The following is a 13110-nucleotide window of genomic DNA, read 5'->3' on the forward strand; positions in this document are numbered from 1 at the left end:
TGTTGGTTTATATCAGATTTCTTAGCTCGCGAATAGCGACAGTTACCATGGCAAGTGTTAATTCACTTTCCGCTTTTATTTCGCTAAAAGCGGCACGGTAATGTTTGATGCTGTCACTATTTGACTCGCGCCAATGGGTCAAACGTAGCTCCAGTTTCTTGATATCGGCACTGGATTGAATGACTTCTTGGGTAAGCGTTCTTAAGCTATTGTCGACCTCGTCGCCTAAACCTGATTTTGCTCGACGTTGCCACATGTCATCAGCAGACAGTTCGCTGACTTTATGACGCAACCAATGCAGTTCTAGATCCATTTCAAGAGCAAAGTAGGTTTGAGCGACATCCAGCACTTCGGTCTCGGTATTTGCCGCGACGCGAATAATGTCTAACCCGTAGAATAGATAATGCAAAGACGACAAGCGTTCTGCTATTTCTACGGGGATATTTTGCTCAACAAGGTTGGCGGCAATATCGGCCAAATGCGCTTGGCTGGATTCTGTCAGAATTGCCTGCATATTGGCGCGAATGACTTCAACACCCGGCTTGTAAGTGTCTTTCAAGCGCTGGATCGATAAACTTTCGCGAGTGTTGCGTAGTAGCCAAAGTGTCGCGCGCTCTAGAAGCCCTTGAATACGAATCAGTAAGCGGTTTAAAACCGAGTTCGCAACGGTAAAGTCCAGTTCATTGATTGCATCCCAAAGTGCTGGAATGCCAAAAATGTCTTCCGCTGCCATGTAAGCACGTACAACGTTCAAAGAAGTCGCACCAGTCTCTTCTTGCATGTAGGTGGTAAACGTTGGCCCCATGCGGTTGCCTAAGTTGTTGGTCACATGCCCAGCAATGATTTCTTGAATCAGCGGATGTGATGACATTTGTCCACCGAAGTGCTTAGTCAACTGCGTAGGGAAGTATTCGTTGATTTGAGTAGTCAAATCAACATCTTCACCAATACCGTCTTCTACTAGCTGTTCAGATAATTTGATTTTTGAATAAGCCAGCAAAACAGAGATTTCTGGACGTGTTAAGCCTTGGCCTTTGTTTAAACGCTTTTTGATTTGCGTGTCACTAGGCAAGTACTCGATTTCACGATTTAATCGACCTTCTCTTACAAGAGATTGAATTAAACGCCAATGATCGGTTAAACGCTCTGGTGCCTGTGCGTTTGCCAAAGACAAGACGTGGCTTTGGCCACGGTTGTGGCGTAACACCAATTTACCCACTTCATCCGTCATTTCGGCCAATAAGCTGTTACGTTGCTTCTCGGTCAAATCGCCATTTTCAACAACACGGTTTAGTAGGATCTTGATGTTTACTTCGTGATCCGAGCTGTCTACGCCCGCAGAGTTATCGATCGCATCGGTGCTGATTAAGCCACCTTTTTGAGCGAATTCAATACGGCCTAGCTGTGTTAAACCTAGGTTTCCGCCTTCACCGACAATTTTACAACGTAGTTCTTTACCGTTTACACGCAATCCGTTGTTTGCGCTGTCGCCAGCATCGGCGTGGGATTCGCCTTCGGATTTCACATAAGTACCGATACCACCATTCCATAGTAGATCCACAGGCGCTTTTAGAATCGCGTTGATTAGATCTGTTGGTGCCATCGATTTGATATTGCCTTCGATGCCTAGTGCTTTACGAATATCCGCATTGATCGGAATAGATTTCGCGGAGCGGTTGAAGATACCACCGCCTTTTGAAATAAGTTCTTTGTTGTAATCTTCCCAAGAAGAACGCGGCAGTTTGAACATGCGCTCACGCTCTGCAAAAGACGTTGCAGCATCTGGCGTTGGGTCGATGAAGATATGCATATGGTTAAATGCAGCGATTAGACACGTGTGTTTTGATAACAGCATGCCGTTACCAAATACGTCACCCGCCATGTCGCCTACACCAACAGCGGTGAAATCTGTTGTTTGGCAGTCAATGCCAATTTCTTTGAATTGACGTTTAACGGATTCCCAAGCACCACGTGCCGTGATGCCCATTTTCTTGTGGTCGTAACCGTTAGAGCCACCAGAAGCAAAGGCATCGCCCAGCCAGAAACCGTATTTCGCAGAAATACTGTTTGCCAAGTCAGAGAATGTTGCTGTGCCTTTATCTGCTGCAACTACCAAGTACGGGTCGTCTTCGTCGTAACGAAGTACAGAAAGAGGTGGGACTACTTGGTTCTGTACTAGGTTGTCAGTGATGTCTAACAAACCACTAATGAAGGTGGTGTAGCAATGGATAACTTCTGCTTGCACTTCCTCGCGAGATGCGTTCTTTTTAAGCTGTTTGGCAACGAAACCACCTTTAGCACCAGATGGTACGATAACGGCGTTTTTCACCATTTGTGCTTTTACGAGACCTAGTACTTCAGTACGGAAATCTTCCATACGATCAGACCATCGTAAGCCACCACGAGCAACTTTACCGCCGCGCATGTGGATACCTTCTACCCAAGGCGCATAAACGAATATTTCGAATTTCGGTCTTGGAAGTGGTACCGCTGGAATTTGTGAAGGATCCAGTTTGAAAGAAACGTAGTCTTTTACTTCGCCTTCACTACCCGCTTGGTAGAAGTTAGTACGCAACATTGCCTGAATAACAGACAAGTAATGTTTCAGAATACGGTCTTCGTCCAAATTGGCAACTTGGTCCAACTCTAGGTCAATTTTTTCAAGTAGCTTTTGAACCTTGTCGTCACGCTTGGTTTCTTGGCTAGGGTCGAAGCGTTGTTCGAACAGTTGAACCAAAAGGCGAGCTATGCCCGCGTTTTTCTCTAGCGTTTGCTGCATGTACTGCAAAGAGAAAGGCACTTGTAGTTGCATTAAGTACTTTGTCAAAGCACGTAACATGGTGACTTGACGCCATGTTAGGGAAGCGCTTAGTACCAAGGCGTTGAAGCGGTCGTTTTCAACTCGACGGTTGATCACTTGATTGAAGGCATCTTGGAACGCTTCACGCTGAGTGTTCTTTTCAAGGTTCACATCAGCGTCTACGCTGATAGCAAATTCGACCACCCAAGTATTCGCTGACCCATCGCCATTTTGATCTAGTTCATATGGACGTGCTTCTAACACACGTAATCCCATGCACTCCAAAATAGGTAATACGTCGGACAAAATAAGTGTTGTGCCAGTGCCGTATACTTTGAAAAAGTAGTTGTTTTTCGCTTGACCAACTTGGCGGTAGATGTGCGTTGAAATATCACCTTCACCGGATAATTGCGCCAAACGCTCAATGTCTAGAACGGCCGCATTTGGAGAGAAATCCTCACGGTAAGCAGCAGGTAAATACGGCACATACTCATTGAAAAGAATGTTGCCGCTTTCTTCACCATGGCTTTTATGGAGCGCGGTTAGTAGCTTGTCTTCCCATGAGCTCATTGCATCTTGCATCTTACGCTGAATGTCTTCTGCATCGATGGTTGGGCTTTGTTTTGGATCGGCTATCTGAATAGTGAAGTTAACGCGCGCTAAGACCAATTGCGAGAATTGTACGTTGAATTCAGAGCTGGTTCCGTTACAGGCGCTCATCAAGATGTCTTGCATTTTGATACGCAGTTCTGTGTTGTAACGATCTCGTGGCACATACACTAAGGCGTTTAGGAAGCGACCGTAAATGTCTTTGCGTAGGAAGACTCGTAATTGACGTCGTTCCTGTATCGCCAAAATGCTTTCGATCGTACCAAATAGCTCTTCCACAGGCGCTTGTAGCATTTCGTCACGAGGGTAGCTGTTTAGAATGTGCTTAAGGTTTTTGCCTTTGTGGCTATTCGGGTCTACATTGGCTTTTTCAACGATGACATTGAGTTTCTTACGCAACAATGGAATATCTTGCAGACGAGCAATATAAGCGGCAGAAGAGTAAAGCCCGAAGAAGCGCCATTCGCCGACCACATTGCCTTTTTTGTCGAAACGTTTAATGCCAAGGTAATCCAAATGAACAGGGCGGTGAATAGTAGAAACCGCAGTTGATTTGGTAAGTACTAATATGTTGCTGGTATCAACGGCAAGCTTGGCTAAGTGATCTTGCAAGATAATGTCGCGTTTCACTTTTTTGTCATTAATGTCGCGGAATGTACCAAGGCCAGAACCATCAACTAGCTTAAGGTGAGTTTCTTCGCCTTCAACAGATAAGTCATAAGCGCGGAAACCGATAAAGGTAAAGTGATCATTTGCTACCCAGCGTAAGAAATCAAGAACCTCTAAGTGTTCTTCATTGTCTTTCAGGTGTGGCAGTTGCTCAGATTCTTTAATAACGTCATTTAGCTTGGCTTTCATTGTTGGCCAATCAGAGACGGTTTTTTTCACATCGACTAAACTGCTCAGCAGTTCTTCTTTTATTTCGTCAAGCAGGTTGATGTCTGAAAGACGATCTATCTCGAAGCGCATCATGGCTTCATGAGATTTAGATGAAAGGTTGATGCTTTGTAGCTCGCCTTTTTTGTTGCGCTCTACAGGCACAACAGGGTGTGCTGTTAGGTGAATAGTGTGGCCAAGACGAACCAATGCCATATTGAAAGACGATACAAGGAAAGGCATGTCATCCGTTAGAATTTCGATAACGGTATGGGTGGATTGCCAGCTGTGCTCCTCGTAGTTCGGATTGTAGACACGAACTTTAGGTTGGTTGCTTGGACGTTGTTGGATGAAATCCCATAAGCAAAGTACTGTGCCATATAGGTTTTCGATTGATTCATTAACCAAGTCTTCAGTTAGAGAGTCCTGAAAGTAAAGACGGGTAAGTTGAACCAAGTTGTTTGCTTCTGCGGCGCTAAAGTTCTCGTTTATTTCGACTTCAACGCGTTCGATCAATTCGTTTTTTTTGTAATCAGTCATTAGAACTCATCCCTCATGAGTGGTGTTCTTAATAAAACTAGTTGTAAATGCAATTTTTCGAAAGTATGGGGTTAGGACTCTGTATTAGATTATTATGAAAATTCGCCTCCTTTGATAGCGGGTAACTTTTCAAATTGCGACACTTTGTTGTGTAGTCTGGTTAATTGGGCTAGAAAAGTCTTGCCCAACACGAAAAAAACCTTTGTTATCCATTTTAAACGAAATAAACTCCTTATTTGTCTATAGTTCGCAGGATAATATTTTGTACAAGACTGAATTCGCATCAAGAGAAATCATGCAGGCGAGCAAAAAGCCATTAAAATACGGTTTTTTACTCTTGCCACATTATTCTATGTTGGGTTTTTCATCTGCTATTGAAACATTGCATATGGCGAACTGGGTGGCAGGAAAAGAGCTCTATTCTTTTTGTACGATTAGCCATGAAGATAAGAATATCCCTTCAAATACAGGCGTCTCAACGGTTTCAGACTACCTTACCAGTGATGCACCAGGGGATTTGGACGCTGTTTTCGTATGTGGCTCATCACCAGGTATAAAAAACGAAAGTCCGACTTTAGAAAATTGGATAAAAAAACAAGCGAAAAAAGGCATAGGTTTAGGTGGTGTCTGCACTGGAAGTTATTTGCTGGCAAAAGCAGGCTTACTGGACGGATATCGGGCGACGATTCATTGGCGCAGTTTGGCAAATTTACGTGATGAATTTGTACAGACGATTGTGTCAAATCATCTTTTTGAAGTGGATCGAGACCGTTATACTTGCAGTGGTGGCACAGCGGCAATGGATATGATGTTGTTTTTGATAGGCAAACAACATGGCATGTCGTTGGCAAGTGGAATTTCTGAGCAGTTTGTTTGTGAGCGTATTCGTACACACGAAGACCCGCAGCGCATTCCTCTTCAGGCGCGTATAGGTACTGGCCAACCTAAGTTAGTTGAAGCGGTTCAATTAATGGAAGCCAATATTCAAGAACCCTTGTCATCGGATGATATTGCCTATCATGTGGGGGTTTCTCGGAGACATTTGGAGCGGCTATTTAAAAGTAATTTGGATATTGTGCCATCTCGTTACTATCTAGAATTGCGTCTTCAACATGCAAAACAGCTCATTACTCAAACGGATAAGACGATTACGGAAATAGGTACGGAGTGCGGATTTGGTTCAGCGCCCCATTTTAGTACAACCTATAAGGGCTTCTTTGGGATTACACCAAGAGAAGAACGTAATAAAATCCACAATAAGAGTACAGTGCCTGTCCTAATGGACAAGAAAAAGAGGCGGCTATGGAAAAAGTAACTTAAAATACAGGGTGAATTGCTCTTGGCGTGATTCTTGTATTCTAGGTGAGAGAGATTGGGAGGGATTCTGATAGATTTGGTGCAGTTGAATGACTACACATATACTAGATAAAAAGTAATAAGTTCAAATAAAACAAAGAAGGTAGAAAACATGTCGAAAGTCCCGGCGTTAGAGCTCATTGATATTCACAAAACGTTTGGTGATGTCGAGGTGTTAAAGGGTATTTCTTTAAAAGCCTACGATGGCGATGTCATTTCTATTTTGGGATCAAGTGGTTCAGGTAAAAGTACATTTTTACGCTGTGTGAACTTACTTGAAAACCCAACCCGCGGTGAAATTCTTTTTAACGGCAATAAGCTTGATTTGATTCAAGGTGAATCCGACTTAGTGGCGAGTAATATGAAGCAGCTTACTCAAATGCGTCAGCAAATTGGGTTTGTTTTTCAAAGCTTTAACTTATGGCCTCATATGACCATTCTTCAGAACGTGATGGAAGGCCCTCTGCATGTTCTAAAGCGTCCTAAGCATGAAGTAGCTGAGTACGCTGAGCATTTATTGCGTAAGGTTGGTATCGCCGAGAAAAAGAATATGTATCCCAACCAGCTTTCGGGTGGGCAACAACAGCGTGTTGCAATCGCCAGAACATTGGCAATGGACCCGCAGGTCATATTGTTCGATGAACCGACCTCAGCGTTAGATCCTGAATTAGTGGGGGAAGTGCTTGGCGTGATGCGCAATTTGGCGGAAGAAGGCCGAACCATGCTGATTGTGACTCATGAAATGAATTTTGCTCGTGACGTTTCGAGTGAAGTTGTTTTCTTGCATCAGGGTGTGGTGGAAGAAAAGGGCACTCCAGATCAAGTATTTGGGGCGCCAAAATCAGAACGCTGTAAGGCATTCTTATCCAGTGTGTTTTAAGTTAACAGCACATTTAAGTGAACGAAAATATAACATCAAAAATGATTATATAAGCAAATATACTAAGGGGATATTGCAATGAAATTTAAAAAAATAGCATTGGGTTCGGCGTTACTGTTAGGTGCAGCCTTATCATCCGTTTCTGCACAAGCAGCTGACAAAGTTCGCTTTGTGACAGAAGGGGCTTGGGCACCTTTTAACTTCATTGATTCTGAGGGTAAGCCTCAGGGTTTTGACGTGGATATTGCTCGTGCTTTGTGTGCAAAAATGGCAGCGGATTGCGAAATCCTAACGCAAGATTGGGACGGTCTTATTCCAGGCCTAAAAGTACGTAAGTTCGATGCTATCATCGCGTCCATGTCAATCACTGAAGATCGATTGAAAGTCGTTGATTTCACAAACAAATATTACTCTGGTGGTTTGCGCTTCATGGGTCGTGTTGGCGAAACATTTGACTTAGCTGACCTATCTGGCAAAACGATCGGTGCTCAGCGTGCGACTTTAGGTGCGCAATATTTAGAGGATAACTTTGCAGGTAAAGCAGACCTTAAATTCTACGATAACCAAGATAATGTATATTTGGACTTGGTTTCTGGTCGTCTAGACATCGTATTGTCTGATGAATTGCCTACTTACAACTGGTTGAAAACCTCTGAAAGTGGTTCTAAATTTGAGTTTAAAGGCGATGCGTTCATGAAGACGGACAACATTGCAATTGCCGTTCGTAAGAGCGACAAGGAACTGAAAGAGAAGCTGAACAAAGCGCTTGATGCGATTCTTGCTGATGGCACTTATCAGAAAATTAACGCTAAGTACTTCCCTTTCTCTATCTACTAAGTGGGTATTTCAAAGGGCTTTCATTTTAGTTTGTGATGGCCCTTTGATGTGTTCGAGAGTTGATATTTCTTAGAGTTTCTTGGTGCTCTTGCTCCAAGAAACTTACTTTAAGCTTACTCTGAGAAAAAACTATGATTGATCTTCATGGGTTCGGTGATCAGCTGTTACAAGGTGCTGTTGTTACCTTAGAGCTAGCCTTGTGTTCGTTGTTCGTCGGTCTTATTTTAGGATTGCTAGGCGCGTCGGCAAAATTGTCTTCAGTACGTGTTCTTCGGTGGATAGCCAATGGCTATACAACCATTATTCGTGGCATTCCTGAACTCCTAACGGTTCTTATTATTTATTTTGGTGCGACCAGTGTTTTGATGGCCATAGCTGGGCTATTTGGTTATGACGAGTACATTGAAGTTGGGGCCTTTGCTGCAGGTGTCACTGCGTTGGGACTAACGTTTGGAGCCTATGCCACTGAGGTATTTCGTGGTGCGTTACAATCCATTCCAAAGGGGCAGCATGAAGCCGCCACAGCATTAGGAATGGGGCCTATTAGAAAGCTTTACCGTATTATTTTGCCGCAGGTATGGCGAATTGCTTTACCTGGGCTTGGAAACTTGTTTTTGGTTCTGCTAAAAGACACGGCGTTGGTTTCTGTTGTTGGGTTGGACGATATTATGCGCAAAGCGAATATCGCAGTGAGCAGTACTAAAGAAGCATTTTTGTTTTATTTGGTGGCAGCATTTATGTATTTGGCTTTAACCATTATCTCTATGGTGTTCGTTTCTTTTATGGAAAAGCGCGCCAATCGCGGATTAACAAGGGGATAAGGTATGGACTTTTCTGTTGTCGTTGAATATTTTCCGCGTTTGTTAGAAGGGGCTTGGGTTAGCCTTCAGTTAGTATTGATTTCTATCATACTTGGTGGGATTTTTGCTTTACCTATTGCGCTGGCGAGGATTTCTCCGGTCGGATGGATTCGAGCTATCCCTTTTGCGTATATCTTTTTCTTTCGTGGCACGCCGCTGCTGGTGCAAATATTTTTGGTGTACTACGGAGCGTCACAATTTGATGCAGTACGGGAAAGCATCTTATGGCCAATACTGAAGGAACCATTTTGGTGTGCCATTATTGCCTTTACGTTGAACACCTCTGCTTACACGGCTGAAATCTTCCGTGGTGCTATTCAGGCGATTCCGCATGGTGAAGTTGAGGCATGTAAAGTCATTGGTATGACGAAGACTCAGATGTATCGACGTGTTCTACTGCCTCGCGCTTTTGGTATCGTATTGCCCGCTTACGGTAATGAGATTATCTTGATGTTAAAAGGCAGTGCTTTGGCTAGTACCATTACGATTTTGGATCTTACTGGTATGGCGCGAACCATCATTGCTAGAACCTATACGCCGATGGAGATTTTTATCGCGGCAGGCGCAATTTATTTGGTAATCAGCATTGTGATCATTGCGATTTTCCGACAGATTGAATTGCGTCAAAATCGCTATTTAGGAACCTTATCGATTAAGGTGCCAGACAAAGGCTGATGGATTATCACTCATAAAAAAAGAGGCTAAGGCCTCTTTTTTTATGAGTGTTCATGATGACTAGATTGCTTCAGCGCCTGTTTCACCAGTACGAATACGGATGATTTGCTCAAGAGCCGTTACAAAAATTTTGCCATCGCCAATTTTTCCTGTGTTGGCGCTGTGCTGAATCGCTTCAATAGCACGCTCTACTTGGTCCGTTTCTACTGCAAGTTCTAATTTAACTTTCGGTAGAAAATCGACGACATATTCTGCGCCGCGATAAAGCTCAGTATGGCCTCGTTGGCGACCAAACCCCTTCACTTCTGTGACGGTGATGCCGTTAATCCCAATTTCAGAAAGCGCTTCGCGCACTTCGTCTAGTTTGAAAGGCTTAACAATGGCCGTGATTAATTTCATTTCTTTTCTCCATACGAATAAAGCGTTAATTAGTCTAAAAATACCACTCTATTGTAAAAGTCGCCACAGGCTCGATGAATATGATCTACATTTAGTGAACCTATGTTCCTTAATAAAAGGTGCTGAAAATGGAAACGATAGCATCAAGCGATCATTTTATGTCTGCTTCAAAGTCGTTCTTTGCCGATGTTGCTGCTTTGCTCTTTCGAAAAGAGGGGGTGCGGCTCGCGAATGTGTCGGCACCGCAAAGTGTGGCTTGCTACCAGACGAAAGGCTTGAAAAAAAAGTATTGGTTGCGATTGGTATTAATTCCACTGGCAAATGGTCGCTTACTAGGCCGACTGTCTTGGTTGGATATACGAGGGGTCGATCATGTTTGTTGTTACGTAAATGAGAGGTTTGATTGCGTAACAAGAGAATCAAATGATGTTTGGGTTAAGCAAGCGAAAAGTGCGGAAAAGGTATGTTTACAGAGTTTTGATAATTTAAACGAATGAACTGTGAGCCTTATTGTAAGACTCACAGTAATGACATCAATCTTAAAGACCGTTTAATGAATCCAAGTCGTCGAATATAGGTTCGTGGTACTTTCTACCTAGCTCATGTACAGCATCGATCAAATACTTTGGATGTTCTGGGTTTACGAATTGGTGAATGCCATGACCAAGGTTGAACACATGTCCGCTGCCGTGACCGAAGCCAGACAAGACGTTTTCGACTTCGCGCTCAATAACCTCTTTATCAGCATAAAGAACACAAGGATCAATATTACCTTGTAGGGCAACACTGTGGCCGACGCGAGCGCGGGCTTCTGCAATGTCTGTTGTCCAATCCAAACCTAGCGCATCGGCGCCAGTTGCAGCAATGTTTTCTAGCCATTGGCCGCCATTCTTAGTGAATAGAATAACGGGGATTTTCCTGCCTTCATGTTCTCGAATTAAGCCATCAAGAATTTCTTTCATGTAGAGTAATGAAAACTGTTGGTACATAGGCCCACTTAATACACCGCCCCATGTATCGAAAATCTGCAAAGCTTGAGCACCCGCTAAGACTTGACCATTGAGGTAAGCGGTAACAGATTTTGCTATTTTGCTTAGTAGGGCATGTAAGACTTCTGGTGAACGGTACATCATGGCTTTGATATGACGGAAATCTTTGCTAGAGCCTCCTTCTACCATGTAGGTTGCCAGTGTCCAAGGGCTGCCAGAAAAACCAATTAATGGAACGTCACCGTTTAAGGCATGACGAATCGTTGTCACGGCTTTCATGACGTAATCTAGATCATTAGCAGTGGTCACAGGAATTGCGTCAACATCTGCCTGGCTGCGGATAGTGTGCTTGAACTTTGGGCCTTCGCCAGTTTCAAAATACAGACCCAAGCCCATTGCATCAGGGATAGTAAGAATATCCGAGAATAAAATAGCCGCGTCTAAATCGTATCGTTTTAATGGTTGAAGCGTCACTTCGCACGCGAATGCGTCGTTTTTGCAAAGGCTTAAGAAGTCTCCAGCTGTTGCACGACTCGCTCGGTATTCTGGTAAGTAACGTCCTGCCTGTCTCATCATCCATACAGGTGTTGTATCGACAGGTTGTTTGAGTAATGCGCGCAAAAAGCGGTCATTTTTTAGCTCAGGAAACATTAGGACTCTCCAGTATGAATTTTCAGTTGGCGCATTTTACCTAAGTTGGACAGGAAAAGCAGAGTGAATAAGCACAATTTATGAGAAGGCGGCTGAAAAGGCCAATAATATTGATCTATGGCAGGGTTTGTTTTTGTCCATGAGATTGGCAAATTATAAGACACGTTAATCACCTAAATAGGTTTTTAGGCTGTGTTTCTGAACTCGCTGAGCTGCATTTTCTATGTCTTTGTTGGCGTGTAGCTCTGCTAATACTTTAGGGAATGCCGCTCTTGTTTGTGTCACATCCATTCCCGGTTGAAGGTGAGGGGAGTAGAGTGCTTTAAGCAGTAAATAGTCTAACGGACTGAGATAAGAGTCGATGCTGACATCATTGAAAATAGAGGGGAAAACCTCATTTGAATCATTAGGAAGCCCCAGCAGTTGGGTGATTTCTTCGACAATACAATCTAAAAAGCGCGCTTTTGCACGAGCATAATCAACTGGAATAATGATACTTCCTTTGGTTATCTCGTAGTTTCTATTATGGCGAAAATTACCTAAACAAATTGCCTCATTCAGAGCTGTACGGATTTTCTCGGGGTCGCCTATGTATTGCCTTACCTTATTTTCCAAATTATCGTATTTGGTGAAGATAACAAACATATTGGCTTGTTTAGGGTCATTAGTGAAGTCAATGGGCAACCCTGTTATATGGGTAAGATGCTGAGCATGAACGCTGAGCAGTTCTTTTTGTAGGCTGGCATCACCTGTGTCACTTTCAAAAAAGAGCTTTACGGGTGTCGTCCAGCGGATGAGCATAGGGTATTTGGTTTCTTTGTATTCTCGCTCTAAGGCGATTTTTACAAAGCTTTCTTGTATGTAAGCGTCGTTTTGCCAACGTTCTTCGCCCAGAGCGAACGAAGAAGCAAATATAGTAAGGAAGCAAAGGATGCTAGAGCGGATCATCAGACTTAGGCTGGGTTAATTTGTTCGCATAGTGTTCTAGCGCGCTAAGGGAGTCAGGGGTAAAGGGCAATTTATCGGTATTGCTGAGAATACTATCAATGCTCATTTCATGTACTGAAGCGACTTCTTTAGGCTGCAAAATAAGCTCGCCATGAATCGTTGCGTCATAGTGGCAAGTATAGATTTTCCCCCATATTTTGAAGCCTTCACCTTCTGTGAAAAAGACTCCTTGGCTTTCAAGTGGGGCATCGAAGCCTAGCTCTTCTTGCAGCTCTCTGTGCGCAGAATCAATATACGATTCCCCTTTCTCGACAACGCCACCTGTGGTTACACCGAAGAATCCCGGACAAAACGCCTTATTATCCGTTCTTTTTTGAACGAGCAAATTACCTGCTTGGTTAAATACCAAGATATAAGTAACACGATGGTAGTCTCTGCCAAAGTTCATTAGGTGTCTTGGTACATCACCAATGACCTTGTTACTTCTGTCGACTAAGGTAATGACTTCGTCATTTACAGGCATAAAATACTCTATTTATAAGTGAATCTAGTAGAAAGCGAAAGGGTATCGGCATTTGTCTTGAAAGAAAAGCCTTCTTACATCTTAAGAAAGTAAACCATTCAATGTCGAGTGAGTATAAAAAAAGCGACTTGTTTTTATATATTTCACGCGACGTAAAAAATTACGGG

At 43.3% G+C, this 13110-nt stretch carries 11 protein-coding genes; 6 read left to right on the top strand and 5 right to left on the bottom strand.

The features are described 5' to 3' along the window. Positions 1 to 7: 7 nt before the first annotated feature. Complete coding sequence (locus tag DFP75_RS17165; protein ID WP_110577282.1) at positions 8 to 4825, bottom strand: NAD-glutamate dehydrogenase; 4818 nt, start codon at positions 4823 to 4825, stop codon at positions 8 to 10. A 295-nt stretch (positions 4826 to 5120) separates the two neighbouring features. On the opposite strand from DFP75_RS17165, the gene DFP75_RS17170 reads away from it, so the two are divergent. The 5 genes from DFP75_RS17170 (at position 5121) to DFP75_RS17190 (ending at position 9433) form a co-directional block, all read left to right on the top strand. Beyond that, positions 5121 to 6140 carry a GlxA family transcriptional regulator gene (locus DFP75_RS17170; protein ID WP_110577283.1) on the top strand — a complete coding sequence of 340 codons (1020 nt, stop codon included), beginning with the start codon at positions 5121 to 5123 and terminating at the stop codon, positions 6138 to 6140. Positions 6141 to 6293: 153 nt separating this feature from the next. Continuing rightward, a complete protein-coding gene (locus DFP75_RS17175) occupies positions 6294 to 7061 on the top strand; it encodes an ABC transporter ATP-binding protein (RefSeq protein WP_110577284.1) in 768 nt (255 codons plus the stop codon). Positions 7062 to 7139: 78 nt separating this feature from the next. After that, positions 7140 to 7898, top strand: a complete 759-nt coding sequence (locus DFP75_RS17180) for a transporter substrate-binding domain-containing protein (protein WP_110577285.1) — start codon at positions 7140 to 7142, stop codon at positions 7896 to 7898. A gap of 131 nt (positions 7899 to 8029) precedes the next feature. After that, a complete protein-coding gene (locus tag DFP75_RS17185) occupies positions 8030 to 8719 on the top strand; it encodes an ABC transporter permease (protein WP_110577286.1) in 690 nt (229 codons plus the stop codon). 3 nt (positions 8720 to 8722) lie between these two features. Next, a complete protein-coding gene (locus DFP75_RS17190) occupies positions 8723 to 9433 on the top strand; it encodes an ABC transporter permease (protein WP_110577287.1) in 711 nt (236 codons plus the stop codon). 60 nt (positions 9434 to 9493) lie between these two features. Here the strand turns inward: DFP75_RS17190 and DFP75_RS17195 are convergent, their stop codons facing one another. After that, positions 9494 to 9832, bottom strand: coding sequence for a P-II family nitrogen regulator (locus DFP75_RS17195; protein WP_110577288.1), 339 nt, complete (start codon positions 9830 to 9832; stop codon positions 9494 to 9496). A 128-nt stretch (positions 9833 to 9960) separates the two neighbouring features. On the opposite strand from DFP75_RS17195, the gene DFP75_RS17200 reads away from it, so the two are divergent. Further along, positions 9961 to 10329, top strand: coding sequence for a hypothetical protein (locus DFP75_RS17200; protein WP_110577289.1), 369 nt, complete (start codon positions 9961 to 9963; stop codon positions 10327 to 10329). 42 nt (positions 10330 to 10371) lie between these two features. On the opposite strand, the gene hemE is transcribed toward DFP75_RS17200, so the two are convergent. The 3 genes from hemE to DFP75_RS17215 form a co-directional block, all read right to left on the bottom strand. After that, positions 10372 to 11472 carry a uroporphyrinogen decarboxylase gene (gene hemE, locus DFP75_RS17205; RefSeq protein ID WP_110577290.1) on the bottom strand — a complete coding sequence of 367 codons (1101 nt, stop codon included), beginning with the start codon at positions 11470 to 11472 and terminating at the stop codon, positions 10372 to 10374. A 165-nt stretch (positions 11473 to 11637) separates the two neighbouring features. Continuing rightward, on the bottom strand, positions 11638 to 12420 hold the full coding sequence (locus DFP75_RS17210) for a DUF2927 domain-containing protein (protein ID WP_110577291.1): 783 nt from the start codon (positions 12418 to 12420) through the stop codon (positions 11638 to 11640). Then, positions 12407 to 12943 carry an NUDIX hydrolase gene (locus DFP75_RS17215; RefSeq protein WP_110577292.1) on the bottom strand — a complete coding sequence of 179 codons (537 nt, stop codon included), beginning with the start codon at positions 12941 to 12943 and terminating at the stop codon, positions 12407 to 12409. Before DFP75_RS17215 ends, DFP75_RS17210 begins: the two co-directional genes overlap by 14 nt. Positions 12944 to 13110 lie beyond the last annotated feature (167 nt).

The organism is Marinomonas alcarazii (assembly GCF_003208215.1).
Taxonomy (GTDB): domain Bacteria; phylum Pseudomonadota; class Gammaproteobacteria; order Pseudomonadales; family Marinomonadaceae; genus Marinomonas; species Marinomonas alcarazii.